The sequence below is a fragment of the Acidithiobacillus albertensis genome (assembly GCF_001931655.1).
In the GTDB taxonomy this organism is placed as follows: domain Bacteria; phylum Pseudomonadota; class Gammaproteobacteria; order Acidithiobacillales; family Acidithiobacillaceae; genus Acidithiobacillus; species Acidithiobacillus thiooxidans.
The window spans coordinates 160,005-184,098 of sequence record NZ_MOAD01000001.1; the positions used below are offsets into that span (position 1 = coordinate 160,005).

The window sequence follows — 24,094 nt, forward strand, 5'->3', positions numbered from 1 at the left end:
ATCCAGTGCGGCCCAAAACCCCATGGCACCATCCCCAATGGCGAGCAAAGGGGCCGTCTCCAGACCGCGCGCCTGCAGGTCACGCAGGATCTCCAGCCAGGAAGCTTTGGATTCGCGCAGGCCGTCACTGACACTGACCAGCTCTTTCTTACCCTCTGCCGTCACGCCGATAATCACCAGCAGGCAGATACGCGGATCCTCCTCCGCACGGAGGTTCGTAATAAATACCGTCTACCCACCAGTAAGCATAGCGCTTCCCCTGTAGGGAGCGGCGTTGCCAATGGGCATACTCTTGCGCCCACTCCGCCTTGAGACGTCCCAACACCGCAGGTGAAAGTCCCTTGGCCTCATCACCCAGCAAAATGGAAAGGGCTTCCTGCATGTGGCCGGAAGATACCCCATGCAGATAGAGCCAAGGTACTGTAGCGGCTACCGTTCGTGATTTGTGTACATACGGAGGCGCCAGTACCGAATTGAATTTGACCCCCGATCCTGAGCGGTCCCGCACTTTAGGTACTTTGACGGGTACCGGACCCAGGGCGGTCATCATCTCGCGCTCCGGCAAGTGTCCATTACGCACGACCGCCTGGCGCCCATCAACCATCCGCACCGTCGCAAATTCTTCCAGCAATACCGCCACCTCTGCCTCTATGGCCTGCTCAATCAGAGAGCGTGCCGCGCGTCGAAGTATCCCTTCAATGCCCAGACCCAACTCTCCCATCCCACCTGCTATTACGGTATTCTTTTCCACGGCGTACTCCTTATGTTGCTCTTTGAGTCGGAAACCCTTTGTAGCAACAGTACGCCACCTCATTCAAGCCAGTTGTGACGCGCCCGTACACCACTTTCGAGCATAGCTCGCCTGGGCGTGGTGGTCAGCGATATTCATGGTCAATCGGCACGCGCCATGATCAAAGCGCTGATTCAGGGCGCCACGCCCCAGGAGGTACTGTCCCTGGCGAGCCATCGCCTCAAGGCCAGCCGGGAGGAGATTCTGGATGCGTTGCAGGGCGATTTGAGTGCCTGCCATCGTTTTGTTCTGGACGAAGTGATGCACCATATCGAAGCCCTGGAAGCGCAGATCGCGCGCTTCGATACCCGCTTGCTGGACGGTTTGGCCCCGCAACAGCATGCACTGGCCTTGCTGCAGACCTTGCCGGGGGTGGATACTATAGGTGCTGCCTTATTGCTGGTGGAAATCGGGGACGATATGAAGGTCTTCGGGAGTGCCGATCGCCTGGCGTCGTGGGCCGGTCTGTGCCCGGGCAACAACGAATCGGCCGGTAAGCGCAAAAGTGGTCGCACCCGGAAAGGGAATCCTTACGTGCGCCGCGTCTTGTGCGAATGCGCCCATGCCGCCAGTCGCACCCAATGCGCTCTGCCCACCAAATTCCAGAACCTGGTCGTGCGCCGAGGTCATAAACGATCCATTATCGCCTTGGCCCACAAAATGCTGCGCATCATCTACTTCATGCTCTCTCGCGGCACATATTACCGGGACGCCGCCACCGATTATGAAGCCTTGAGCGTACAACGTAATGCCGCACGCTGGATAAAAAGCTGATCAAGTTCGGATTCCTGCCCGATCCGGCATAACCGCTTTCAGATCCCGTCAAATGGTCCTCACAGGCCAGGGACTTCTGTGCCCGTAATCCTATCTCTTTCACATTAATTATGGAATCTACAAAGAGAAAAGACAATGCGGTGCCTCGCAGTAGTTCCTGTTTACTGTTCCTCGTCATCCTTCTTCCGGAAACTCTCCTCTGCCGCATCCATTTCGTCGGCAGCACTGCGCTCAGGGGTTTCATCTTCTTCCGCGTTTCCTGCAATGGGCTGAGGTGTCCGGATGCGTCCTGCGAAGAACAAGCCCAATTCGAAGAGCATGTACATGGGGATGAGGAGCAGCACCATGGACATGACATCGGGGGGGCTGAGGACGGCTGAGGCGATGGCGCAGACTAAAAACGCATAGCGCCGACTCCGCCGCAAGGTCGCAACCTGGAGAATACCTACGCGTACCAGAACAACAATCAAAATAGGAATTTGAAAAGCCAGACCAAAGGCCAGGGAAAACTTGACGATCAGGGACAAATAGCTGTCCACTTTCGGCATGGCGGTGATATCTGAACCGGAAAAACTGGTAAAAAAACGAAACGCATTGGGAAACACCACAAAATAGGCAAAGAGCATTCCGCCAATAAACAGAAATATCGAGGCGAAAATGAGGGGGAAAAATGCTTTGCGCTCGTGTTCATATAAGCCCGGAGCCAGAAAAGCCCAGAATTGATAAAGCACTACGGGCAGTGCCAGCACAAATCCTGAAATCAGGGACAACTGAATATAGGTGAGAAATACTTCGGGAAGGCTGGTGTAGATCAGGTGACTGCCTTTGGGCAGAACCGCAATCAGGGGGGCAGCAAGAATATTATAAATGGTTTTGGAAAAGGGATAGGAAACTAGAAAACCAACAAAAATGGCGATGACGGATACCAGTACCCGGCGACGCAGTTCCAGCAAATGACCAATAAAAGTGTTCTCCGCCAATTTCTCCATGTTTAAGCAATTTCCTCAGGCGGAATACAAAAAAAAGTGTGTGTGCAAGCATCCAGGCCGTATGAAGGGATAGAAGGCATACAGGGAAAAGTGAAAATAACTACTCCATCAGCAGTAGAGAACCATCATCAATGCAGGCGATCTTCTGGTCCAGGCAGGTTATCAGAATGTATGGCTGGTGGTACGACATCAATGTCGAGTTCCGTTTGTCTTGGCCCGCTTTCTTGTGGAGGGGATGCTTCGGAAGCAAGCTCATTGGCACGGGTTTCCCGAAGCGACGCAGAAGCGGTTATGTCACCCGGTAAAATTTCCTCACTGGCATAATCCCTTAACTTGTCTGCTTCCTTGCGCAAATCGTCCAGCAAAAGCTGCTGCTCTACTTCAGAACGCAGACCATTCATGGTACGGCGCATGACACCGTACCACTTGCCTGCAGTTCGAGCCATTTCAGGCATTTTTTCCGGGCCGACCACCAGCAGAACAATAATGCCCAGAAGTGCCAGTTCGCCAAAGCTGAAATCAAACATGACCGATCAACGATTAACGGTTTCGTGCTCTTTACTGGGCTGAACGCTGGCATCGATGGTATGACCAATGCTCGCATCCTTTTTCTCTTCTTCCTCTTCCTTGACGGCAGAACGGAAGCTTTTGATTGCAGAGCCTAGATCCGAGCCAACATTCCGCAATTTTGCTGTGCCGAACAGGGCTACAACAATCAGTAAAATAATAATCAAATGCCAGATACTAAAAGCGCCCATCACTGCTCTCCTTGCCCCGAAAGGGCTATGCGCTACAACCTAACTCTTTGACCATAGAAAAAAAATTCTGTTGCGTCAAGCCAGCGGACGCCTTGCAGCTTTTTCATCCAGGCCGGAAATTCCTTCGCGTTTCGCCAGTTCAGCGAGGACATCATCTACATGCAAATCCTGTTCCTCCAGAGCCACCATCAGGTGAAACAGCAGGTCAGCAGCCTCGGCAATAATCGGTTTTTTCTCATGATTTTTGCAGGCCAACACAAATTCTGTGGCTTCTTCGCCCACTTTTTTCAGGATCCGGTCCTGGCCGCCATGGAGCAGTTGCGCGACGTAGGACTGGCCGGGATCAGCCTGCCTACGTTGATGTAAGGTGCTCTGCAGGCTGTCGAGAATGCTGCCCGAGGGCGGAGCCTGGTGCTGCCAACCTTCGGCACCGGGCGCTCCCTGAAAAAAGCAGGTGGCCTCGCCGGTATGGCAGGCCGGCCCTTCCTGGATAACCCGCATCAGCAGCGTATCGCCGTCACAATCCAGGCGCAGATCGACCAGATGCTGAAAATGGCCGGAGCTTTCTCCCTTGCGCCAGAGGGCTTGCCGGGAACGTGACCAGTAGGTGCCCATCTCGTCCCGCAAAGTCGCTGTTAAGGCTTCGGCATTCATCCAGGCGAGCATCAGGACCCTACCGCTGCGGGCATCCTGGGCAATGGCCGGAACCAGGCCATCGGCATTCCAGCGTACGGCTGCCAGGAGAGCGTTGTACTGGTTATCACCCATGCCGCTATAAACCCCCGAAGTATGTGTGTCTCTATAAACTACGCAATATGTCTGATGCTGGATGCACACCCGGCGTTTTCAGATACTTTCCCGCACGGGAATACCGGCTTTGACCATTTCGGCTTTGACTTCGGCAATGCGAAACTGCCCGAAATGAAAAACACTGGCGGCCAGCACGGCGTCGGCATGACCTTGCACAACGCCTTCGGCAAAATGTTCAATGGCACCGACACCACCCGAAGCGATGACCGGAACCGGAACCGCATCACTGACAGCGCGGGTCAGCTCCAGATCAAATCCCACACCGGTTCCATCCCGATCCATACTGGTCAGCAGGATTTCTCCGGCGCCATAGTCCGCCATCTGCTGCGCCCAGGTGATGGCGTTGAGACCCGTGGAATGGCGGCCTCCATGGGTAAATACCTCCCAGTGGTCATCGACGCGTTTGGCATCAATAGCGACCACGATGCAGGAGTTGCCAAAACGCCGGGCCGCCGCACGCACCAGTTCGGGTTCCTTGACGGCCGCACTATTGATGCTGACTTTGTCCGCACCTGCCAGCAGCAGGGTGCGGATGTCGTCGACGCTGCGCACCCCGCCACCGACGGTCAGTGGGATGAATACCTGGGCAGCAACTGCCGAAACCACCTCTGCCAGGGTGCCCCTTTGTTCATAACTAGCTGAAATATCGAGAAAGGTCAGTTCGTCAGCACCTTCGTCGTTGTAGCGTTTAGCCACCTCTACCGGGTCACCGGCATCGCGCAGGGCGACGAACTGGACACCTTTGACGACGCGGCCATGGTCAATATCCAGACAGGGAATGATGCGCCTGGAAAGCATGGCCCTAAGCCTCGGCCCGGGCGCGGGCACTGGCAAAGTCCAGTGTCCCTTCATAAATCGCCCGGCCGGTGATAGCACCCATTACCCCATCGTCTTCGTGGATTTTGAGAGCCAGCACCTGGTCGAGGTCGGCAATGCCTCCCGAGGCGATGACCGGAACCGGGACGGCCTGCGCCAGTGCTACCGTGGCGGGTATATTGGGTCCACTCAACATGCCGTCGCGGCTGATATCAGTGTAGATAATGGCTTCGATGCCATCGGCAGCAAAATGCTGGGCAAGATCCACGGGATCGTGGCGGGACAGCTTGGACCAGCCTTCGGTGGCTACCTTGCCATCCCGGGCGTCAATGCCGACCATGATGTGGCCGGGAAAGCTGACGGCTGCATCGCGGACGAAGCCCGGTGCCTTGACGGCCTGGGTGCCGATAATGACATAGCGCACCCCCGCCTGGATGTAGGTTTCAATTTGTTCTTCGCTGCGGATGCCACCACCAACCTGAATTTCCAGGTCTGGAAAACGTTCGCAAATGGCCGCGATGGCTTTGGCATTGACCGGCTCACCCTGTACGGCTCCATCCAGATCAACAATATGCAGACGTTTCGCACCACCTTCTACCCAGCGCTGGGCCGTGGCAACCGGATCATCAGAAAAAATGGTATGGTCTTCCATGCGTCCCTGGCGCAAGCGCACACAACTGCCGCCTTTAAGGTCGATGGCCGGAATCAACAGCATGACAACATCCTCCGTAAAAAATTTTTCCGCAAAATCAGCTCAGATGGCACATTGGGAGCCGCAGTCTCCATCCCAGGCAAGAAAATTGCCGAGCAGGCGCAGGCCGGCGCTGCCACTTTTTTCCGGGTGACATTGCATGGCAAAAAGATTGTCCGCCGCGACTGCTGCGCAGAAAGGAAAAGCGTAATCGCTGAAAGCCGCCAGGATTTCCGGGGCAGAAGGCTCCACGTAATACGAATGCACAAAATAAAACTGGGCATTTTGCGGAACGCCAGCGAACAGCGGATGGTCCACCAGTTGATGCAACTCATTCCAGCCCATATGCGGGATTTTCAGGCGACGACCATCGGCGCTGTGCAGGGCTTCTTCGGGAAAGGGGATGACGCGGCCCGGCAGGAGGCCAAGACCCGCATGTTCGCCATGTTCTTCACTGCTGTCCATCAGCATCTGCATGCCCAGACAGATGCCCAGAAAGGGGCGGGTCTGGGCAGCTACGCGGACAAAATCGCTGAGTTCGCGCGCTTCCAATGCCGCCATACAATCCCCGAAGGCACCAACACCGGGGAAAATAATGCGATCCGTAGTGGCCAGTTCACTCACCTGATCACTGACAACGGCTTTACCGCCCAGGTATTCCACGGCCTTGGCTACGGAATAGAGGTTCCCCATCCCGTAATCAATAATGCCCACCCTGGTGCCGTTCATAGGCTCAGGGTTCCTTTGGTACTGGGGATATTACCGGCCATTCGGGGGTCGCGGCTGACCGCCATGCGCAGGGCGCGACCACAGGCCTTGAACAGGGTTTCGGCAATGTGGTGGGTATTACGGCCGCGCAAGGCATCCAGATGCAGGGTGAGCATGGCGTGGTTGACGAATCCCTGAAAAAACTCATGGAAAAGATCCACATCAAAGCCGCCAACCTGGGCACGCGGGAATTCTACGGCAAACACCAAGCCTGGACGGCCGGACAGATCCACAACCACCCGTGACAGGGCTTCGTCCAGAGGCACATAAGCGTGTCCATAGCGCTGGATGCCGGATTTGTCCCCCACGGCCTGAGCAAAAGCCTGACCCAGCGTGATGCCGATGTCTTCGACCGTATGATGGGCATCAATGTCGAGATCGCCCTGAGCCTGAATGCTCAGATCAAAAAGCCCGTGACGCACAATCTGATGAATCATGTGGTCGAGAAAAGGCAGACCGGTATGCAGATCCGCCTGTCCCGAGCCATCCAGATTGATCTGGACGCGAATCTGGGTTTCAAGGGTGTTTCTTTCGACTTCAGCTTGGCGCGGCTTCACAGTAATGACTCCAGTACGGAGAGAAAACGGCTGTTTTCGGCAGGTTTGCCGACACTCACCCGCAGATAGTCGCCGAGACGGGGGTGGCCTGTAAAGGCTTTGATCAATATCCCCCCGTTTTTCAGACCTGCGTAAATTTCTGCCGCTTTTCCGGGCGTATGGAAAAGCAGGAAATTGGCGGCACTGGGCCAGACTGCCAGGCCCATGGCGGAGATGGTCTTGAACATCCTGTCTCGTTCGGCGCGCAGAATATCCGCCTGTTCATCGAGTACGGTGCTGTGCTGGAGATAAAAGGCGGCACTGCGTTGAGTCAGGATGTTGATATTGTAGGGCAGACGTAATTTGTCCAGTTCCTGAATCCAGGCGGATGGCCCTGCCAGCATGCCGAGGCGGAGTCCTGCCAGACCTTCTTTGGAAAGCGTACGCAACAGCAGCAGGTTGGGATATTGTCCGAGTCGACCGGCAAAAGTGGTTTGACTGAAGGCATGATAGGCTTCATCCACAACCACCAGACCGGGAGCCGCCTGGATAATGGCCTCGAGGTCGGCTTCCGGGAACAGGCTGCCGCTGGGATTATTGGGCCAGTCGAGAAACACGATGGCGGGCTGGTGTTCGGCGATGGCCCGGAGCATGGCGGGCAAATCCAGCTGAAATTCCGCATCCAGGGGCACGCCGATGAAGGGCAGTCCCAGTTGCTCGGCGAGCAGGCGATACATGACGAAACTGGGATCAACCGCCATGATCGGCCGACCTGTTCCGGCCACAGCGGTCACCAGAATCTGAATCAGTTCATCGGAGCCGTTGCCGAGCATGAGTTCAACCCCCGCAGGCAGGCCGATATGCTTTTTGAGGGCAGTAATCAGGCGGTCGGGGTGGGGATCAGGATAACGGTTAATGGGGGCATCGCTCAGACTTTCCAGCCAGGCCTCGCGCAGCAGATCGGGGAGCCCATAGGGATTTTCCATGGCATCCAGCTTGATCAGGCCGGTGCTGGGTGCGACTGCATAAGCTTTGCTGGCCAGCAGTTCCGGGCGCAGCAGAACTTCCATCAGCGTCCGGCTATTCATTTTTGCCGGTCCGTGACGCGACAGGCTGCAGAACGGGCATGAGCGGTCAGCCCTTCACCCAGCGCCAGACGCTCGGCCAGCTGGCCGAGCGTGTTAGCGCCAGCCGCACTGGCCTGAATGAGGCTACTGCGTTTGACGAAATCATAAACACCCAGCGGCGAGGAAAACCGGGCACTGCCACCGGTGGGCAGAACATGATTGGGTCCCGCTACATAATCACCCAGTGCCTCACAACTATGAATACCCATGAATATGGCGCCCGCATTATGAATGTCGGGCAGCCAGCTTTCCGGATCAGCTACTGCCAGCTCCAGATGCTCTGCGGCAATCCTGTTGGCGACCTCGCAGGCTTCGGCACGGTCACGCACGCGGATGACCGCCCCACGATCCGCCCAGCTTTTACCGGCGATGGGGGCGCGGTCGAGCACGCTCAGAGCCTGATCCACTGCGCTGACCACAGCGTCAATGTGAGCGTCATCCCAACTGATGAAAATACTCTGGGCAATTTCATCGTGTTCTGCCTGAGACAGAAGATCCCAGGCCAGCCATTCTGCAGGCGCAGACCCATCACTAATTACCAGGATTTCGCTGGGGCCGGCAATCATGTCGATGCCTACCCGACCAAAAACCATACGCTTGGCCGTGGCGACATAAATATTGCCGGGACCGACGATTTTGTCGACGGCAGGAACGGTTTCGGTTCCATAAGCCAGTGCAGCAACGGCTTGGGCCCCACCCACGCAAAACACCCGATGCACCCCGGCAATGGCGGCAGCGGCCAATACCCAGGAGTTCACCTGACCTTTGGGGGTAGGGACAACCATGATGATCTCCTGAACTCCAGCCACGTGGGCAGGAATGGCGTTCATCAGTACCGAGCTGGGGTAGGCGGCCTTGCCGCCGGGCACATAAATGCCTACCCGGGACAAGGGCAAAATGCGCTGGCCGAGCCGGGTACCATCATCTTCGCTGAAACTCCAGCTCTCGCTACGCTGATGTTCATGATAGGCGCGAATACGTTGGGCGGCTTCTTCCAGGGCCGCACGCTGCAAGGGTTCCAGGCTGTTTAAAGCCTGTTCCAGAGCCGTCCGAGGTATTTCCAGGTCAGCTGCAGAAGCGGTGCTCAAACCATCGAAGCGTTCGGTAAATTCCCGTAAGGCGGCATCCCCCCGATCGCGCACAGCATTGACAATTTCCCTGACCCGGCCTTCTACCTGATCATCGAGATTGGCATCCCAATCATGCAGGGCATGAAACTGCCGGGTGAAATCAGAGTCGCTGGTGTCGAGACGATTCATGAGCGGACCTGTGCCTCCAGTTGGGTGATCAGCTGTTCAATGGCGCGGCGCTTGAGTTTCATGGCGGCCCGATTGACTACCAGGCGGCTGGAAATCGGCATGATTTCCTCGACTTCGACGAGGCCGTTTTCCAGAAGCGTCCGACCGCTGGAAACCAGATCGACAATACGATCCGCCAGTCCGACCAGAGGCGCCAGCTCCATGCTGCCGTACAATTTGATGATTTCGGTCTGCACCCCACGACTATGAAAATAGTCCCGGGTAATGTGCGGGTATTTGGTGGCAATCCGCACCCGCTCCCAGCGTTGCGGGGCATCGGTGGCAGCCAGCGCGGCAGGCTCTGCCACGGACATGCGACATAGGCCAATGCGCAAGTCCAGCGGTTCATACAAATCCAGTCCTTCCTGTTCGAGCAGCACATCTTTTCCGGCGATACCGACATCGGCAGCACCCCAGGTCACATAGGTAGGGACATCGCTGGCACGAATCACCAGAAAACGCACTTGCGGATCGGTGCTGGGAATGATGAGTTTGCGCGATTCATCGGGATCTTCGGCCAGTTCGATGCCCGCACCGGCAAATAACGGAATGGCTTCCTGAAGAATACGGCCCTTGGACAGGGCGATGGTGATGCCGGTATTCATGATGTGCTCCTGAGACCACTATTGCTGATACGTCGAATATCCGCGCCAAGAGCGCCCAGTTTTTCTTCAATGACTTCGTAGCCACGATCAAGATGATAAATCCGGTCGATCAGGGTTTCCCCTTCAGCGACCAGACCAGCCAGAACCAGGCAGGCAGAGGCACGCAGATCGGTGGCCATGACCGGTGCGCCGCGCAACTTCGGAACACCCCGGACTACCGCCGTTTTACCGTCGGCGGTAATTTCCGCCCCGAGGCGCTGCAATTCGGAAACGTGCATGAAGCGATTTTCAAAGATCGTTTCCGTAATTACGCCGCTGCCTTCGGCAATGCAATTGAGGGCCATGAACTGCGCCTGCATGTCCGTTGGGAAAGCAGGAAAAGGGGCGGTACGAATGTCTACGGCCTTGGGTCGCTGCTTCATGCGCAGGCGAATCAGGTCGGCGCCGGTTGTTACCTCTGCCCCGGCTTCACGCAATTTGAGGATGACGCTTTCCAGGAGACTGGCGTCAGTACGTTTGAGGCAGACATCGCCCCCGGCCATGGCTGCGGCGACCAGATAAGTGCCGGTTTCAATGCGATCAGCCACCACGCTGTGTTCGGCACCATGTAATTCTTTGACACCTTCTATCTCAATGACCGAAGTGCCCGCCCCGGAAATGCGCGCGCCCATGGCATTCAGACAGCGGGCAAGATCCACAATTTCGGGCTCGCGGGCCGCATTTTCGAGCGTGGTGTGCCCCTCGGCCAGTGTCGCGGCCATGAGCAGGTTTTCGGTGCCGGTGACAGAAACGATTTCCATGACAATCCGGGCGCCGATGAGTTTTGCCGCCCTGGCTTTGACAAAGCCATTTTCCACCGTAATTTCCGCACCCAGGGCCTGCAAACCGCTCAGGTGGACACTGACGGGACGACTACCAATGGCGCAGCCTCCCGGCAGGCTGACTTCAGCAGAACCATGACGGGCGAGGAGTGGGCCGAGCACCAGAATGGAGGCTCGCATGGTTTTTACCAGCTCGTAGGGAGCCACCAGCGAGTGCACCGGCCGGGGATCCACTTCGATACCGAGTTGACCGTCCACCAGGACTCTGGCCCCGAGGGTACTGAGGAGTTCCAGGGTAGTGGTAATGTCCCGGAGATGTGGGATATTACGAAGCTGTACGGGTTCTTTTGCCAGCAAGGTGGCAGCGAGGCAGGGCAGCGCCGCATTTTTGGCCCCGGAAATCCGTAGTTCGCCACGCAGGGGGCCATTACCACGCAGCAGCAGTTTATCCATAAGGGTCGATGCTAACCTTTCAGGCGTTTTGGGCTTTTTCCACCAGCTTCTGGAGTTCGCCCTGCTGGTAGAGATCAGACATGATGTCGGAGCCGCCGACAAATTCACCTTGAATATACAACTGGGGAATGGTTGGCCAGCTGGAAAACTGCTTGATACCGTCGCGAATCTGGGGATCGGCGAGAACGTCCACAGTGAATAATTCCTTCACTCCCGACTGTTGCAGCAATTGTATGGCGCGCGCCGAGAATCCGCACTGAGGCGCGCGGGGGTTGCCCTTCATGTAAAGCACAACAGGGTGTTTTTCAACTTGTTCCTGAATGAGTTCTTGAATCGTAGCCATGGTAATCCTCGTGACGTGTCGGGCGTGGATGGTTTCAGTGCTGGGCAGAATGACGGATCTGCTCGGCCTGTTCAGGGGTGAGAGTGCGCAGGGAAAGCGCATGAATTTCTTCACGCATGCTTTCACCCAGAGCGGCATAAACCCGCTGATGTTGTTTGACAGGGGACAAACCGGTAAAAGTAGCCGAGATGACCAGTGCTTCAAAATGGGCACCGTCATCTCCCTGTACTTCTACCAGGGCATCCGGGAGTTCTTGCTGAATAAGTGATTTGATCATGTTGGCGTTCATGCGGGCCATTGTATCCCATAACAGGAGATTTGTGATCCCCTTTTCAAAGCGGCTATTTTCGCATGGCGTGCTGTATTACTGGCGCAGCTTGTAACCCCGATCAAGCAGGCGCCAGGCAAAAAAGCCGGTGATGAGTGCAAAAGCCAGGCTGACCCCCAGGCTGGCCCAGACACTGACATCCGAATCGGCAAAAAAACCGTAACGAAAGCCATCAATGATGTAGAAAAAAGGGTTAATCAGGGAAATCTGCCGCCAGATCCCCGGCAGGGATTGCACCGAGTAAAATACTCCGGCCAGAAAGGTCAGGGGCATAATGACAAAATTCTGAAAACCGGCGATCTGATCGAATTTTTCGGCCCAGAGGCCCGCTATCAAACCCAGACTACCCATGCCGCTGGCACCAAGGATGGCGAAAATCAGAATCCAGAAGGGATGCAACACGGGAATTTGCAGGTAGAGCAAGGCCAGGGCAAAAATGGCCAGCCCCACTAAAATACCCCGGAACACCGAAGCGGCGACCATGGCCGTAAAAATTTCCGTGGGCGTGAGCGGGCTGAGCAGCACAAACACAATATTTCCGGTCACCTTGGATTGAATCAGGCTGGAAGAGCTGTTCGCGAAGGCATTTTGGAGCACAGACATCATCATCAAGCCGGGCACAATGAAAGCCGTATAACTGACACCTGGATACACGGTGATATGACTGCCCAGAGCATGCCCGAAAACCACCAGATAGAGAATGGTGGTAATCAGCGGGGCGGCAATGGTTTGCAACCAGACTTTACCGAAACGCAGGGTTTCCTTGTAAAACAGGGTCCAAGTCGGGGTCAGACTGCCCTGAATGCGGTTGCCGCTTGCGACAGTTGCCGGGGTACTATGCAGAATTTCAGGCATCGCTGCCGCGTAGATTGGGTTCCAGAATTTCTACATAGGCACTGTCGCGAATCCGATGTTGCCATTCGTCCATGCGTTCACGGACAATCCGGTTAAAGAGCTGCATGCGTGCTGCTGCCATGATCTGTTTTTCTTCCACGGGCTGCTGACGCCGGCCCTGGGACTGCAGGATGTAAATCGCATCGCCTTCACGAATGGGACTGCTGACGGCTCCGGGCTGCAAGGTGAGCAAAGTCCGTTCAAGGGTGTCTGGCAGCTGTCCCGGGGTAATCCAGCCCATTTCTCCGCCTTTTGCAGCGGTGTTGGGATCCTGACTGTAGTTCCGCGCCAGTTCCGAGAAACGGCTGCCATTCTGAAGGGCAGTCTGAATATCCTGGGCGCGATCTTCTGCTTCCTGAAGTTGCAGGCTACTGCCAGCGCGGAGCACGATGGCTGCTGCTTTGACCTCAGTGATGGTTGGTTGTTCGTCTTTTTTGTCGAGGATCTTGAAAATGTGGAAACCGGTGGGTCCGGCGATGACCTGGCTGATATCCCCGGTTTTCAGGGACATGAGGGCCTGAGACACCGAGGGGGGGAGCTCTCCGGCTTTCACCCAGCCTATCCGACCGCCCTGCAGGGCATCGCGGCCACTGCTGACCTGCGCCGCGAGGCGTGAAAAGTCTTCCCCGGCAATCAGGTGATTCCGGACCTCGGTGGCCTGTTGGCGGGCTGCGCTGATGGCGTTGGGGGTCGGGTTGTTGGGCATGGGGATGAATATCTGCTGCAGGTTGAAGCTGACTCCGCCCATGTCCTTGAGTTGATGAGCGAAGGTTTTGACTTCGTCAGGCCCCACATGGACGCGGCTTTCCACTTCCTGCTGCATGAGTCGGTCAACAATAATGCGATCCTTGAGATCGTTGGTGAAGGTTTCCCAGGATTGTCCCTGACTACTCAATGCTTGACGTAACTGGTCAGCGGTCATGTGGTTGGCCTGGGCCAGGTTGTTGACGGCCTGATCCAGCATGCCTTTGTCCACTTTTATGTTGGCGCGTTGCGCCATTTGTAATTCGATATCCTGCAAAATCATCTGTTGCAGCACCTGACGGCGCAAAATGTCATCCGCAGGCATGGCATTGGGATCGCTCTGCTGGAGATGGGCGCGCACCGCGCTGACGCGTTGCTCCAGTTGCATGGAGGTGATGATATTGTCGTTGACGATGGCTACGATTTTATCCAGATTCACCGCGTTGCTGGGCATTGGCGCATTCATGGGTGCCAGTGCAGAGTCTTCCGAATAAGTATGCGTTGCCGGTGCAGAATCAACAGCAGGCGCTGGTGCCTGGGCCAGGAGGGTATCCCGGTTCAGGAAAGGCGTGCTGGCCCAGCCCGCAACGGGCAGGGTTCCAAGCAGCAGGCTCAGGGCAATAACAAGTGGACGACGTTTGCAGGACATCAAAACTCCATACTGGCGCCCGGCACATACTGGCTGAGCAAACCGGTTGAGGCATTGCCCAGGCTGGTTAGGCCGCGCAACACGATCTCGAAATAAACAGCATTATTGGACTGCCCGCCAAGCAGGATCTGATGATATACCATCATGTGCGCTGCCCAGCAGCCGCCATCATAGCCGATCCCCACCAGCTCCTCCAGAGGCTTGCTGTCGGTAACATCATACTGATAGCTCCCCAGTAACTGCCAGTTCCGGAATACCGGCCAGGCGCCGGAAACACCGGTTTGGTCGACGAAATCCCGGGTAAAGCGGTAATCGAGGTTGATCACCCGCTGCGGTCCCGGCAACCATTGGGCGCGCAGATTGAGGCGGTCGAGCTGGCTATGTTGCGGGTTGATCTGGGTGCTGGCGAGCAGGTTCATGTCGGCAACGGGAGCGTATTGTCCCTCGAAAAAATAATTGGACTGTGTGGCCTGCGGAACAATATCACCAGCCAGATTGATCTGTTCGTGATTGAAATAGCGAATTTGCCCGACGGCTGCTTCCCAGAGCTGACGGCCCGTGGGGGTCAGCCAGGTACCACGTAGCCCATAGGCAATTTGATTGGCAGCATTTATCCGGTCACTGCCGGTATACAGTACGTTGTCGCTAAAAATGCCGGGAAAATCCAGGTAAGGCGTGCTGGCGTCAAAATTGGGAATGTCATTCTGGGCCTGCAAGGGAATGTAGGTATATTTGAAAATCGGTTGCAGGAGCGCCGTGCTGCCATTGCTGCCATAGCGGACAAAATTCAGTCCACCCTTCAGGCTCAGGGCGGGGAGGGTGCGGTTTATGGCGCGCGCATAAGGGGCATTGCGTTGAATTTGATAATGGCTGTAGTAGAGGCGGGCCTGGGGTTCGAGGAAGCCCCAACCCCGGCTGAAGCGCCATCCCAGAGTGGGGGTCAGATCCAGGCGCTGACCAATGGGTCCGGTGGAAGCAGAAAAATAATTGAAGCTGCTATGCCAATTGAAGTAGCCGCTGCGTCCCACCCGCCAGTAGCCATCTGCATAAATGCGCGGCAACTGGGCATAAGGTGCGTTGCTGTCTGGCGCGAGTTCCTGGTAACCCTGTAATTCGGCACCGGCACTGATGTGGGCATTGTTGTAGTAAATTCCGCCGGTGGAAGTAATGTAAGGGGCGTTACCAATACCGCCAATAAAACTGCTGCCGAAACCTGCGGTGCTGCCGAAATCGGAAAGAAAGTTTTTGTAACTGACCCGATTGTAATTGACGTTGAAACTGAAGCCGTCGCCGAGATTCTGGATGTGCTGCCAGGACAATGCCCAGACATTTTTATGGGTCAGTTGGTCCGAAGGCAACAAATCCAGAAAAAGCTTGCCGCTGTAGTTCGGTTCGAGATAACGAAATTCGTTTTGCAGCATGACACCACGCCGGGTGAAGTAATTCAGGGTAAAGGTGTCGTCCAGGTTGCGGGAAATGTCGAAATAGTAGGGTATGCCCAGATAAAAGCCGTTGACGGTGGAGCTGCCCAGGCCGGGGGCCAGAAAACCGGAATGGCGCTTGAGCGGAAAGCTGAAATAGGGCATCCAGAATACCGGAAGACCGGATACATTCAGCGTAGTATTTTTGGTCGTCACATAGTTGTCGTTCTGGTTGAGGTCGATCTGACTGCTCCACAGTTGCCAGGCGGGTACCTTGCCGTGGCAGGTTGTGTAGCAAGCCTCATTCAGCTGATAGTGACCCTTGCTCAACTCGCGACCACTTTCTGCATGACCATGTCCCTGCTCGGCTTCGAGCAGATAACGGGGGTGTACGACTATCCCCTCGTTGGCCTTGAGATGAATGGTTGCCTGGGGGGCTGCTGTGACCATGCCGGGGCTCACCATCCGCACGTGGCCATCAGCCAGAATTTCATCTTTGGCCTGGTCGTAATGCACCGTATCGGCGTAAACCCGCCGATCTCCATAAAGTACTTCGACATTACCCTTGGCCGTCCAGTGCCCACTGCCCATTCCGTTGACTTGATCGGCATACAGGGTCACCGGCTTTTCCACGGTCGTAGCCCAGGCGAGGCCGGGGCTTAACAATGCTGCCAGCAGGGCCAGGCAAATGCGGCGACGCGGAGAAGCAACGTGCCCGGACGGAAGAGATTTTCCGTGTCGAAATTTGCGAACCTGCTGAAGAGGGCTTTTCATAGGCGCCTAAAATCGCACAAAATGCTTTTATGTCGCAATCTCTAAGCACCAGAAAAATTTTGACGCCCGCTGTTTCGGCCGGACAAATATCGCCAGATGCAGCAGCCTGGCTGCAGGCCAGGGGCGTGGATGCTGGACAGTCTCAGGCCATTCCCGGTGATGCCAGTGGCCGGCATTACTGGCGTTTGCCGGACCAGCGGCTGTTTATGGATGCGCCACCACCTGAGGATATTTTGCCCTTTCTACGGGTTCAGCAGCGCTGGCAAAGTGCTGGACTGCCCGTGCCAAAAATTCTGGCAGCGCAGTTGCAGCCGGGATTTGTGCTCATTGAAGATCTGGGAACTACGGATCTCAAGGCCATTCTGGATACAGGCACGGAAACGGAGTTCTGGATGCAGCAGGCGCTGGACCTCATTGTTGCCCTGCAAAGCGCGGGCAGAAAGGATGATGCGCGACCTCGTCTACCGTTTTTTTCAAGGCAACGTCTGGGCGAAGAGCTGACTTTGTTTTATGACTGGTATTTGCTCAGGCATCTGGGGGTGACGCCGGATGAAGAAGCGCAGCAGAACTTGCAAAAGCTGTTTGCACTGTTGCAGGACAATGCCCTCAATCAGCCTCAGGTCTGGGTCCATCGGGATTTCCACGCCCGCAATCTCATGCTGCAGACTGATCCCCGGCGGCTGGTGATGATTGATTTTCAGGACGCTGTGACCGGCCCCTGGACCTATGATCTGGCCTCCTTGCTTTGGGATCGTTACTGGGATTGGGGCTCTGCCCGCCGGCACCAATGGATTCTGGATTTTCAGGGCCGACTCAGCAAAACTGGCAGGGCGGTATTGCCGCAGGCGTCCTTTGTACGCAGTGTCGAATGGATGGCATTGCAACGCAACATCAAGATTTTGGGAATTTTTTGCCGCTTGGCCCATCGCGATGGCAAGTCGGGTTATCTGGATTTACTACCGCAATTTCGCAAATATGTACTGGATGCCTTGGCCAGTGATGCGCAGCTGCAAATATTTTTCCCGCAGTTCTCGGTCTGGCTGGCGCTATGACCCGGGCGATGATCCTCGCAGCCGGGCGGGGTGAACGCTTACGTCCCTACACGGACCATCTTCCCAAGCCCTTGCTGGAAGTCGGGGGAAAACCGCTCATCGTGCGGCATCTGGAATCCCTGGCCGCTGCGGGAGTCTGCGAGGTCATCATCAATATCGGTCATCTGGGCGACCTGATTGTGGAAAGATTGGGTCATCAATGGCAAGGGCTGCGCATTGTCTATAGTGACGAAAGGTCGGGTTGCCTGGAGACCGGTGGCGCTTTGATCCGGGCTTTGCCACAACTAGGAGATGCTCCATTTTTGCTGGTCAACGGCGATATTTGTACGGATTTCCCCTGGGATTCTCTGCTGCAGGCGTCTTTGGCTTCTGTATATTTGGTCCTGGTTCCTAATCCACTCCATCATCTTGCAGGAGACTTTGCCCTGAATGCGGGGATGGTGGCGTTGCAGGGCGAAGAACGTCATACTTATGCAGGAATTGCCCGCATAGATCCGGCGCTGTTGCGGGGCTATCCGGAACAGTCGGCACCCTTGGCGCCCTGGTTGCGACAGTGGATTGCAGCGGGTGTGGTGGAGGGGACCCTGTATCAGGGAATGTGGACAGATGTAGGTACGCCGGAGCGATGGCAAGTGGCGCAGAAAATATGCAGGGTACGGCAAGATGGAATTTGACCTGGTAGCCGTCCAGGACGCGATATCTGTGTCCGCCGAACTCCGAAAACGCTGGCGGAAAGACTGGGTTGATTTGATGGAACTCGCTGTCTGGGGGGATTTGCGCAGTCAGCAAATTGGGCTTGGCGGCAAGTTGCGCAAACGGGTTCTGGAGTATGGTGAGCGTTTGCGCTCTTACGTCAGTGACCGGAGCTGGATACCCCATCCTCGCGAACAAATTAAAAATGCCTTGAGTACCAGTTTGCAACTTCGTGAAGTCATTGGAAAGGTGGGCGAATTGATGGGCCAGTTTGCAGAAGGAGAAGATCTCGCCCGTTTGCAATCATTCTGGCAGGATTTCAGCGACCGCCTGATGGCGGATATTACTGAGCGCGAAGGGAAACTGGTACAATTGTTGAACCAGCAATATCACGAAGAAGTTTAACTTGACCCAGGTCTTCCAGCAGAATTTATGAAAATTGTATATACGTTGGTCATTATTGGTGCGCTAGCACTTTTTGCCCTGCTATTGTGGTGGGCGCGGGGGCAGGTGCTTGTCGGTAATACGCCCAAGGACAGCAGCAACTGGTATGCGCAGCATCCCGAAAGTCTGGCCGCAGAAAATATGCGTTGCTGGACCTTGCTCCGCCAGACTTCATTTGCGGATATTGACAAGGTCATGGCGGCTCATCCCCATTGTCATGCAGTCTATGAAGCCATTCAGGAACAGGACGGTGATCGTGCAGATTAAGTGTTTGTCAGAATGGCAGTAAGCATGGATGTCGATAATTTGTTGGCTACCGGGCGTGATGTTTTGCGTCTGGAGGCTGAAGCGGTAAGTGCATTGGAAGCACGTCTTGACGACAGTTTTGTCCAGGCTTGCGGGTTACTTCTCCAATGTTCGGGCCGGGTGGTGGTGAGTGGTATGGGCAAATCCGGCATCATCGGCAAAAAAATCGCCGCGACCCTGGCCAGTACGGGCAGTCCGGCTTTATTTCTGCACCCTGCGGAGGGCAGTCATGGCGATCTGGGCATGCTGACCCGCTCTGATTGTCTTCTGGCGCTCTCCAATTCGGGTGAAACGGCTGAATTGCTCGCCATTCTTCCGGTGGTCAAGCGTCTGGCCGTGCCACTGATCGCCATGACCGGCAATCCCCAATCGACCCTGGCGCGCAGTGCCGCTGTGCATCTCAATTGCAGTGTGCTGCGCGAAGCCTGTCCTCTGAATCTTGCGCCGACGGCGTCTACCACGGCAACTCTGGCCATGGGCGATGCCCTGGCCATGGCCTTGTTGCAGGCACGCGGTTTTTCGGCGGATGATTTCGCGCTTTCCCATCCCGGTGGAAGCCTTGGCAAGCGACTGTTGCTCCGGGTTCAGGATGTGATGCACCAAGGCCAGGCTTTGCCAAAGGTATTCCTGGAGACCATGCTGCGTGATGCGGTTCTGGAAATGAGCAGCAAAGGCTTGGGGATGACCGCCGTGGTGGATGGCGAAGATCGGGTGTTGGGAATTTTCACCGATGGCGATTTGCGGCGGGCTTTTGCCGAACGTCAGGATCTCTGGGAGCAACCCATGTCTGCCCTGGCTCATGCCCAACCCTGCAGCATCCGCGCCGAGGCGCTGGCGGCCGAGGCTTTGGCCCTGATGGAGGCCAAACGGGTGGGGGCGCTGCTGGTTGTGGACGACAATCAGCGCTTGGTCGGCGCCTTGAATATGCATGATTTACTTCGGGCCGGAATTGTATGAAGCGTCTGGCAGCGGAAACCCTGATGGAAAGTGCTGCGCAAATCCGGCTGCTGATCCTGGACGTGGATGGAGTGATGACCGACGGACGGCTGTATTTTGATGATGCCGGCACCGAAAGCAAAGCCTTTCACGTGCGCGATGGTTACGGGATCAAGCTGCTGCAGGCGCATGCCGTGGAATTGGCCATTATTACCGCACGATTCTCTCCAGCAGTGGCGCATCGTGCCCGGGACCTGGGTATCAAACATCTTTTTCAGGGCTGCAAGGACAAACATCTGGCTTACAGTGAGCTGAAGCTGGAGCTGAATGTCGAAGATGCCATGGTCGCGTACATGGGTGACGATCTGATTGATTTGCCCATTTTACAGCGCGTCGGGCTGGCCACTGCGCCAGCTGATGCCCATCCGGAACTGGCCCAGCGGGTTCACTGGCAAAGCCAGTATGAGGGTGGCCGAGGGGCCGTCCGGGAATTATGTGAGCTGATTTTGCAGGCCAAGGGCTGCTGGTCCGCCGTTTTGACCCAGGCTGGGCAACAGGGGCATTGTTGATGCTGCGTTTGCGGCTTCCCAGCCTAGGTTTTACCGTGCTGCTTATGTGTCTTGCCGGACTGGTCTGGTGGTCATGGCCGCAGCGCCCCCTGTCGCTCCCGCAAATTGACTGGCACGGTCAAATTCATAAGGGCGATCAGGCCGCTGAAGATGTTGTCATGCGCCAGTATGATGCCGCCGGAAAGCTGGACTTACTGGCCACGGCGCACACGGCCTATCACGAACCGCGTCGCGATCAGACCATACTCAAAGACGTCGCAGTCAAACGTTTTCGACCCGGCCAGGAACTGAATCTGAGCGCCAATCAGGGCAAGGTCGATGGATCCAGTCACCTGATTACCCTGTGGGGGAATGTCATCGGGACAATGAAACCAGATACCCGTTTTCTGACCGAAAGGGTGCACTATAACCCGCAAACGGGCATTATTAGCACCCAGGATCCGGTTCGTCTGGAACATGGTCAGGACTGGATGACCGGAATGGGGCTTTGGGCGTCGGTCAAAACCGAGGAGGTCAATATTTTGCGGAATGTACGTGGTGTTTATGCGCCTTAAGCATGGCTCGGTAGGGCGCTACTGGCCGGTCGGGCTGGTGATGGTTTCCCTGGCGGCCCTGGCGGCCCCTGCTGCCCAACAGACGTTGGCCAAAGGACCCATTCATATCAGTGCAGATACGCTGCATGCCGAAAACAAGCCTTCCCAGCAGGCCACTTATCTCGGCAATGTCGTTATGACCCAGGGCGATGTGGTCATTCATGCCAACAAACTCGTCATAGCTGCCCTGCAGGGTAAAGTACAAACGGCCACGGCAACTGGTAGTCCCGTCAGCTTTACCATGTCCAGCGCGCAGCGCCACGGCTACGGAGATACCCTGATTTATAAACCGGGTTCGGGGGAAATTGTGTTGCAGGGAAACGCCCATCTCTGGCAGGAAAAAAATGAAATCAGTGGCCAGCAGGTAACCTACTTTTTGAATAACCAGCAAACGGCAGTGACGGCAGCCCCCGGACAGCGCGTCCACTCCGTGTTTTATCCTGCAGCAGCAAACCGCTCTGCCAGCGGTGGGAGGCCATGAGCGATCTGCTCCAGGCCCAGTCCCTGGTCAAATCCTATCGTCGTCGTACGGTTGTCCGGGATGTTTCTGTTCAGGTTGCCGCCGGGGAAGTCGTGGGCTTGCTCGGCCCCAATGGCGCTGGCAAAACCACCACTTTTTACATGATGGTCGGACTGGTACGTCCGAATCGCGGTCATATTTTTTTGCAGCAGCGGGATATCACGGCACTCCCCATGCATGAACGGGCGCGCATGGGATTGGGTTACCTGCCTCAGGAACCATCGGTATTTCGGCAAATGAGCGCGGCAGATAATATTCTCGCGGTTCTGGAGACCCTGCCGCTCAGTAAAGCCGAGCGCCAGGATCGCCTGGATCAGCTCCTGGCTGAATTGCATTTGGGCCTGCTGCGCGACACCAAGGGGCACAGTCTCTCCGGCGGCGAGAGGCGCCGGGTGGAAATTGCGCGCGCCTTGGCCATGAGTCCGCGCTTCATTTTGCTGGATGAACCTTTTGCCGGGATCGACCCGATTTCTGTTTTGGAAATTCAACGCCTTATTCAGGACTTGCGGGAACGCGGCATTGGTATCCTGATTACCGATCATAATGTCCGCGAAACATTAGGCATTTGCGAACGCGCCTATATACTGCATGATGGGAAGGTGCTGACGGCCGGGAGCCCACAGGAAATCGTGGATGATCCCATGGTTCGTCAGGTATATCTGGGAGATCAGTTTCGAATCTGAATCTGGAAGGCAATGAAACAAGGTTTAGAACTCAAACTCGGTCAGCATTTGGCCATGACCCCGCAGCTGCAGCAGGCCATCCGCCTGCTGCAGTTATCGACGGTTGATCTGCAACAGGAAGTTCAGGGGATGCTGGAAAGCAATCCCCTTCTGGATGAGGACGTATCCGGTGAAGAAACCGGAGTCCCCGGCAGCGCTCCAGAACCCGGTGAAAACTCCGGTGAAGATCGCCAGCTGGATCTGGCTGCGGAAGATACTTTGCCTGATGATTTGCCGGTCGACAGCCAATGGGATGACGTGTTTGATCTGGGCACCAGTGCATCAGGTGGAGGTTCTGATGATGAGCTTCCCGACTTTGAAGCACGGAACAGTCACAGTCAAAGTCTTCAGGATTATCTGCGCTGGCAGGCGGATATGACGCACTTCAGTCCTGATGAGCGCAACATGGCGGAGATGATCATCGATGCTATTGATGATCGCGGTTATCTGGTTGAAAATACAGACGATCTGGCTGCTGCCATGGGTGCTGATGCTGCCGTTTTCCAGGCGGTATTGTTGCGCGTTCAGGACTTTGACCCTCCCGGTGTGGCGGCGCGTGATCTGAGTGAGTGTCTTTTGTTGCAGCTCAGGCAGTTGACGGATGTAGACGCCAGCGTGCAAAAGTTGGCGATGGATGTTGTCAAAGACCATTTGCAAGCCCTGGGTCGCCATGATTATCCACGGCTGTGCGCCAGTCTGGGGGTTGATGAGGGCATGCTGGGAGCAGCCATGGCGCTCATTTCCGCCCTTAACCCTAAACCGGGTGAAGAAGTCGGAAGCGAAAATACCGAGTATGTCATTCCCGATGTGATTGTGCGCTGGTCCGGAAAGCGTCTGCGGGTTGACCTGAACCCTGAGGCCATGCCCAAGCTGCGCATCAACCGCCGCTATGCGGGCATGGCCGGGGGCAAAGATGCCGCTCATAAATATATTCAGGATCAGCTCAATGAGGCGCGCTGGTTTATCAAAAGCCTGCAAAGTCGTCAGGAAACCATTTTGAAAGTGGCTCGGGCAATTGTGGATAAGCAGAAGGATTTTTTTAGCAACGGTCCGGAATCCATGCGCCCCATGGTGCTGCGCCATATCGCTGAAACCGTGGAAATGCATGAATCCACGGTTTCCCGGGTGACCAACCAGAAATACATGGTTACTCCCCGAGGTCTTTTCGAGTTCAAGTACTTTTTTTCCAGTCATGTGGGAACAGACAGTGGCGGCTCGGCATCAGCGACGGCCATTCGCGCCCTGCTCATCAAATTGACCCAGGCGGAAAATCCCAAACATCCTTTAAGTGATGCAGAAATTGCCAAGGTTCTCGCCGATCAGGGCATTCAGATTGCCCGCCGGACGGTAGCCAAATATCGGGAAGCGGCTAATATCCCGCCGGCAAGCCAGCGTCGGCGGCTTTAGTTTTCGACGTCCATAATACAGGGTTTTTTGTGGCGGCGGTTGGCGCTACACTGAAGCCGGACCCCGATCAGGGGCGATTATCATAAACAATCCTCGCAAGAGGACAGGAGAGCGCCATGCAAATTACCATTACCGGTCAGCACCTGGACCTGACAGAAGCCCTGAAAAACCATGCAGAAGAGAAAATCGGCAAGCTTGATCGACATTTTGATCAGGTGATTGATGCCCGGGTTGTTCTGAAACATGCGCCCCATGAAAATCCCGAAAATACCGCTGATGTGACTATGTATGCGGCTGGTCATGTGTTTCACGCCGTATCCCAGCATGCCGACATGTATCGCGCCCTGGATCTGGTCACCGAAAAACTGGAAAGCCAGATTGACAGTTACAAGGAAAAACGCCAGGACCGGCGTAATGATAATCCCTCCGGTCTGGCAGCCATTGCCGAGATGGAATGACCCTC

General features: G+C 55.8%; 28 protein-coding genes and 2 pseudogenes. 12 read left to right on the forward strand and 18 right to left on the reverse strand.

Going from position 1 to position 24,094, the window contains the following annotated elements; genetic code table 11:
- A pseudogene (locus BLW97_RS00750) lies at positions 1 to 721 on the reverse strand (IS256 family transposase); the annotation flags it as partial.
- A gap of 138 nt (positions 722 to 859) precedes the next feature.
- On the opposite strand from BLW97_RS00750, the pseudogene BLW97_RS00755 reads away from it, so the two are divergent.
- Positions 860 to 1,596 (forward strand): annotated as a pseudogene (locus tag BLW97_RS00755) (IS110 family RNA-guided transposase); the annotation flags it as partial.
- Between the two features lie 129 nt (positions 1,597 to 1,725).
- On the opposite strand, the gene tatC reads toward BLW97_RS00755, so the two are convergent.
- The 17 genes from tatC to BLW97_RS00840 all read right to left on the reverse strand — a co-directional run bounded on the left by tatC (position 1,726) and on the right by BLW97_RS00840 (position 16,389).
- Positions 1,726 to 2,553, reverse strand: coding sequence for a twin-arginine translocase subunit TatC (tatC, locus tag BLW97_RS00760; protein ID WP_075322034.1), 828 nt, complete (start codon positions 2,551 to 2,553; stop codon positions 1,726 to 1,728).
- Positions 2,554 to 2,681: 128 nt separating this feature from the next.
- Positions 2,682 to 3,080, reverse strand: a complete 399-nt coding sequence (gene tatB, locus BLW97_RS00765) for a Sec-independent protein translocase protein TatB (RefSeq protein ID WP_075322035.1) — start codon at positions 3,078 to 3,080, stop codon at positions 2,682 to 2,684.
- A gap of 6 nt (positions 3,081 to 3,086) precedes the next feature.
- Positions 3,087 to 3,311: a Sec-independent protein translocase subunit TatA gene (gene tatA, locus BLW97_RS00770; RefSeq protein ID WP_010640672.1), complete on the reverse strand. Its 225-nt coding sequence runs from the start codon at positions 3,309 to 3,311 to the stop codon at positions 3,087 to 3,089.
- 75 nt (positions 3,312 to 3,386) lie between these two features.
- Positions 3,387 to 4,079 (reverse strand): bifunctional phosphoribosyl-AMP cyclohydrolase/phosphoribosyl-ATP diphosphatase HisIE, encoded by a 693-nt coding sequence (hisIE, locus tag BLW97_RS00775; RefSeq protein ID WP_075322036.1) that lies wholly within the window; start codon positions 4,077 to 4,079, stop codon positions 3,387 to 3,389.
- Positions 4,080 to 4,157: 78 nt separating this feature from the next.
- A complete protein-coding gene (hisF, locus tag BLW97_RS00780; RefSeq protein ID WP_024893450.1) occupies positions 4,158 to 4,919 on the reverse strand; it encodes an imidazole glycerol phosphate synthase subunit HisF in 762 nt (253 codons plus the stop codon).
- A 4-nt stretch (positions 4,920 to 4,923) separates the two neighbouring features.
- Positions 4,924 to 5,652, reverse strand: a complete 729-nt coding sequence (gene hisA / locus BLW97_RS00785) for a 1-(5-phosphoribosyl)-5-[(5-phosphoribosylamino)methylideneamino]imidazole-4-carboxamide isomerase (protein WP_075322037.1) — start codon at positions 5,650 to 5,652, stop codon at positions 4,924 to 4,926.
- 39 nt (positions 5,653 to 5,691) lie between these two features.
- Positions 5,692 to 6,357 carry an imidazole glycerol phosphate synthase subunit HisH gene (gene hisH / locus BLW97_RS00790; protein WP_075322038.1) on the reverse strand — a complete coding sequence of 222 codons (666 nt, stop codon included), beginning with the start codon at positions 6,355 to 6,357 and terminating at the stop codon, positions 5,692 to 5,694.
- Positions 6,354 to 6,953, reverse strand: coding sequence for an imidazoleglycerol-phosphate dehydratase HisB (hisB, locus tag BLW97_RS00795; RefSeq protein ID WP_075322039.1), 600 nt, complete (start codon positions 6,951 to 6,953; stop codon positions 6,354 to 6,356). Before hisB ends, hisH begins: the two co-directional genes overlap by 4 nt.
- Positions 6,950 to 8,020, reverse strand: coding sequence for a histidinol-phosphate transaminase (hisC, locus tag BLW97_RS00800; protein WP_075322040.1), 1,071 nt, complete (start codon positions 8,018 to 8,020; stop codon positions 6,950 to 6,952). The genes hisB and hisC overlap by 4 nt, the downstream gene beginning before the upstream one ends.
- The gene (gene hisD, locus BLW97_RS00805) at positions 8,017 to 9,318 is read right to left on the reverse strand and encodes a histidinol dehydrogenase (protein ID WP_075322041.1); all 1,302 of its coding nucleotides are present in this window, start codon (positions 9,316 to 9,318) and stop codon (positions 8,017 to 8,019) included. The genes hisC and hisD overlap by 4 nt, the downstream gene beginning before the upstream one ends.
- On the reverse strand, positions 9,315 to 9,962 hold the full coding sequence (gene hisG, locus BLW97_RS00810; RefSeq protein WP_024893445.1) for an ATP phosphoribosyltransferase: 648 nt from the start codon (positions 9,960 to 9,962) through the stop codon (positions 9,315 to 9,317). Before hisG ends, hisD begins: the two co-directional genes overlap by 4 nt.
- Complete coding sequence (gene murA, locus BLW97_RS00815) at positions 9,959 to 11,236, reverse strand: UDP-N-acetylglucosamine 1-carboxyvinyltransferase (RefSeq protein WP_075322042.1); 1,278 nt, start codon at positions 11,234 to 11,236, stop codon at positions 9,959 to 9,961. Before murA ends, hisG begins: the two co-directional genes overlap by 4 nt.
- Positions 11,237 to 11,255: 19 nt before the next feature.
- Positions 11,256 to 11,579, reverse strand: a complete 324-nt coding sequence (grxD, locus tag BLW97_RS00820) for a Grx4 family monothiol glutaredoxin (RefSeq protein WP_010640654.1) — start codon at positions 11,577 to 11,579, stop codon at positions 11,256 to 11,258.
- Positions 11,580 to 11,613: 34 nt separating this feature from the next.
- Positions 11,614 to 11,856 carry a BolA family protein gene (locus BLW97_RS00825; protein ID WP_226825878.1) on the reverse strand — a complete coding sequence of 81 codons (243 nt, stop codon included), beginning with the start codon at positions 11,854 to 11,856 and terminating at the stop codon, positions 11,614 to 11,616.
- A gap of 87 nt (positions 11,857 to 11,943) precedes the next feature.
- Entirely contained in the window at positions 11,944 to 12,762 is an 819-nt protein-coding gene (locus tag BLW97_RS00830) for an ABC transporter permease (RefSeq protein ID WP_226860305.1), read from the reverse strand.
- Positions 12,755 to 14,194 (reverse strand): peptidylprolyl isomerase, encoded by a 1,440-nt coding sequence (locus BLW97_RS00835; protein WP_075322043.1) that lies wholly within the window; start codon positions 14,192 to 14,194, stop codon positions 12,755 to 12,757. Before BLW97_RS00835 ends, BLW97_RS00830 begins: the two co-directional genes overlap by 8 nt.
- A complete protein-coding gene (locus BLW97_RS00840) occupies positions 14,194 to 16,389 on the reverse strand; it encodes an LPS-assembly protein LptD (protein WP_075322044.1) in 2,196 nt (731 codons plus the stop codon). Before BLW97_RS00840 ends, BLW97_RS00835 begins: the two co-directional genes overlap by 1 nt.
- Positions 16,390 to 16,418: 29 nt before the next feature.
- Here BLW97_RS00840 and BLW97_RS00845 point away from each other — a divergent pair, with 29 nt between their 5' ends.
- The 11 genes from BLW97_RS00845 (at position 16,419) to hpf (ending at position 24,089) form a co-directional block, all read left to right on the forward strand.
- Positions 16,419 to 17,441 (forward strand): aminoglycoside phosphotransferase family protein, encoded by a 1,023-nt coding sequence (locus tag BLW97_RS00845; protein ID WP_075322045.1) that lies wholly within the window; start codon positions 16,419 to 16,421, stop codon positions 17,439 to 17,441.
- Complete coding sequence (locus BLW97_RS00850) at positions 17,438 to 18,115, forward strand: nucleotidyltransferase family protein (protein ID WP_242947630.1); 678 nt, start codon at positions 17,438 to 17,440, stop codon at positions 18,113 to 18,115. The genes BLW97_RS00845 and BLW97_RS00850 overlap by 4 nt, the downstream gene beginning before the upstream one ends.
- Positions 18,105 to 18,539: a hypothetical protein gene (locus BLW97_RS00855; RefSeq protein WP_075322046.1), complete on the forward strand. Its 435-nt coding sequence runs from the start codon at positions 18,105 to 18,107 to the stop codon at positions 18,537 to 18,539. Before BLW97_RS00850 ends, BLW97_RS00855 begins: the two co-directional genes overlap by 11 nt.
- Before the next feature lie 27 nt (positions 18,540 to 18,566).
- Positions 18,567 to 18,845, forward strand: coding sequence for a hypothetical protein (locus BLW97_RS00860; RefSeq protein WP_010640641.1), 279 nt, complete (start codon positions 18,567 to 18,569; stop codon positions 18,843 to 18,845).
- A 24-nt stretch (positions 18,846 to 18,869) separates the two neighbouring features.
- A complete protein-coding gene (locus BLW97_RS00865; RefSeq protein WP_024893438.1) occupies positions 18,870 to 19,841 on the forward strand; it encodes a KpsF/GutQ family sugar-phosphate isomerase in 972 nt (323 codons plus the stop codon).
- A complete protein-coding gene (locus tag BLW97_RS00870) occupies positions 19,838 to 20,389 on the forward strand; it encodes a KdsC family phosphatase (protein ID WP_010640638.1) in 552 nt (183 codons plus the stop codon). Before BLW97_RS00865 ends, BLW97_RS00870 begins: the two co-directional genes overlap by 4 nt.
- Entirely contained in the window at positions 20,389 to 20,943 is a 555-nt protein-coding gene (gene lptC, locus BLW97_RS00875; RefSeq protein WP_024893436.1) for an LPS export ABC transporter periplasmic protein LptC, read from the forward strand. Before BLW97_RS00870 ends, lptC begins: the two co-directional genes overlap by 1 nt.
- Positions 20,933 to 21,463 (forward strand): lipopolysaccharide transport periplasmic protein LptA, encoded by a 531-nt coding sequence (gene lptA / locus BLW97_RS00880; RefSeq protein WP_242947632.1) that lies wholly within the window; start codon positions 20,933 to 20,935, stop codon positions 21,461 to 21,463. The genes lptC and lptA overlap by 11 nt, the downstream gene beginning before the upstream one ends.
- A complete protein-coding gene (gene lptB, locus BLW97_RS00885) occupies positions 21,460 to 22,185 on the forward strand; it encodes an LPS export ABC transporter ATP-binding protein (RefSeq protein WP_010640632.1) in 726 nt (241 codons plus the stop codon). Before lptA ends, lptB begins: the two co-directional genes overlap by 4 nt.
- 12 nt (positions 22,186 to 22,197) lie before the next feature.
- Positions 22,198 to 23,631, forward strand: a complete 1,434-nt coding sequence (locus BLW97_RS00890; protein WP_075322048.1) for an RNA polymerase factor sigma-54 — start codon at positions 22,198 to 22,200, stop codon at positions 23,629 to 23,631.
- A gap of 116 nt (positions 23,632 to 23,747) precedes the next feature.
- Positions 23,748 to 24,089 carry a ribosome hibernation-promoting factor, HPF/YfiA family gene (gene hpf / locus BLW97_RS00895; RefSeq protein WP_010640629.1) on the forward strand — a complete coding sequence of 114 codons (342 nt, stop codon included), beginning with the start codon at positions 23,748 to 23,750 and terminating at the stop codon, positions 24,087 to 24,089.
- The last annotated feature ends 5 nt before the right edge of the window (positions 24,090 to 24,094 follow it).

Bases quoted from the DNA above. Each gene is read 5' to 3' on its own strand.
- tatC (WP_075322034.1), bottom strand. From the start codon at position 2,553: ATGGAGAAATTGGCGGAGAACACTTTTATTGGTCATTTGCTGGAACTG.
- tatB (WP_075322035.1), bottom strand. From the start codon at position 3,080: ATGTTTGATTTCAGCTTTGGCGAACTGGCACTTCTGGGCATTATTGTT.
- tatA (WP_010640672.1), bottom strand. From the start codon at position 3,311: ATGGGCGCTTTTAGTATCTGGCATTTGATTATTATTTTACTGATTGTT.
- hisIE (WP_075322036.1), bottom strand. From the start codon at position 4,079: ATGGGTGATAACCAGTACAACGCTCTCCTGGCAGCCGTACGCTGGAAT.
- hisF (WP_024893450.1), bottom strand. From the start codon at position 4,919: ATGCTTTCCAGGCGCATCATTCCCTGTCTGGATATTGACCATGGCCGC.
- hisA (WP_075322037.1), bottom strand. From the start codon at position 5,652: ATGCTGTTGATTCCGGCCATCGACCTTAAAGGCGGCAGTTGTGTGCGC.
- hisH (WP_075322038.1), bottom strand. From the start codon at position 6,357: ATGAACGGCACCAGGGTGGGCATTATTGATTACGGGATGGGGAACCTC.
- hisC (WP_075322040.1), bottom strand. From the start codon at position 8,020: ATGAATAGCCGGACGCTGATGGAAGTTCTGCTGCGCCCGGAACTGCTG.
- hisD (WP_075322041.1), bottom strand. From the start codon at position 9,318: ATGAATCGTCTCGACACCAGCGACTCTGATTTCACCCGGCAGTTTCAT.
- hisG (WP_024893445.1), bottom strand. From the start codon at position 9,962: ATGAATACCGGCATCACCATCGCCCTGTCCAAGGGCCGTATTCTTCAG.
- murA (WP_075322042.1), bottom strand. From the start codon at position 11,236: ATGGATAAACTGCTGCTGCGTGGTAATGGCCCCCTGCGTGGCGAACTA.
- grxD (WP_010640654.1), bottom strand. From the start codon at position 11,579: ATGGCTACGATTCAAGAACTCATTCAGGAACAAGTTGAAAAACACCCT.
- BLW97_RS00825 (WP_226825878.1), bottom strand. From the start codon at position 11,856: ATGATCAAATCACTTATTCAGCAAGAACTCCCGGATGCCCTGGTAGAA.
- BLW97_RS00830 (WP_226860305.1), bottom strand. From the start codon at position 12,762: ATGCCTGAAATTCTGCATAGTACCCCGGCAACTGTCGCAAGCGGCAAC.
- BLW97_RS00835 (WP_075322043.1), bottom strand. From the start codon at position 14,194: ATGTCCTGCAAACGTCGTCCACTTGTTATTGCCCTGAGCCTGCTGCTT.
- BLW97_RS00840 (WP_075322044.1), bottom strand. From the start codon at position 16,389: ATGAAAAGCCCTCTTCAGCAGGTTCGCAAATTTCGACACGGAAAATCT.
- BLW97_RS00845 (WP_075322045.1), top strand. From the start codon at position 16,419: ATGTCGCAATCTCTAAGCACCAGAAAAATTTTGACGCCCGCTGTTTCG.
- BLW97_RS00850 (WP_242947630.1), top strand. From the start codon at position 17,438: ATGACCCGGGCGATGATCCTCGCAGCCGGGCGGGGTGAACGCTTACGT.
- BLW97_RS00855 (WP_075322046.1), top strand. From the start codon at position 18,105: ATGGAATTTGACCTGGTAGCCGTCCAGGACGCGATATCTGTGTCCGCC.
- BLW97_RS00860 (WP_010640641.1), top strand. From the start codon at position 18,567: ATGAAAATTGTATATACGTTGGTCATTATTGGTGCGCTAGCACTTTTT.
- BLW97_RS00865 (WP_024893438.1), top strand. From the start codon at position 18,870: ATGGATGTCGATAATTTGTTGGCTACCGGGCGTGATGTTTTGCGTCTG.
- BLW97_RS00870 (WP_010640638.1), top strand. From the start codon at position 19,838: ATGAAGCGTCTGGCAGCGGAAACCCTGATGGAAAGTGCTGCGCAAATC.
- lptC (WP_024893436.1), top strand. From the start codon at position 20,389: ATGCTGCGTTTGCGGCTTCCCAGCCTAGGTTTTACCGTGCTGCTTATG.
- lptA (WP_242947632.1), top strand. From the start codon at position 20,933: ATGCGCCTTAAGCATGGCTCGGTAGGGCGCTACTGGCCGGTCGGGCTG.
- lptB (WP_010640632.1), top strand. From the start codon at position 21,460: ATGAGCGATCTGCTCCAGGCCCAGTCCCTGGTCAAATCCTATCGTCGT.
- BLW97_RS00890 (WP_075322048.1), top strand. From the start codon at position 22,198: ATGAAACAAGGTTTAGAACTCAAACTCGGTCAGCATTTGGCCATGACC.
- hpf (WP_010640629.1), top strand. From the start codon at position 23,748: ATGCAAATTACCATTACCGGTCAGCACCTGGACCTGACAGAAGCCCTG.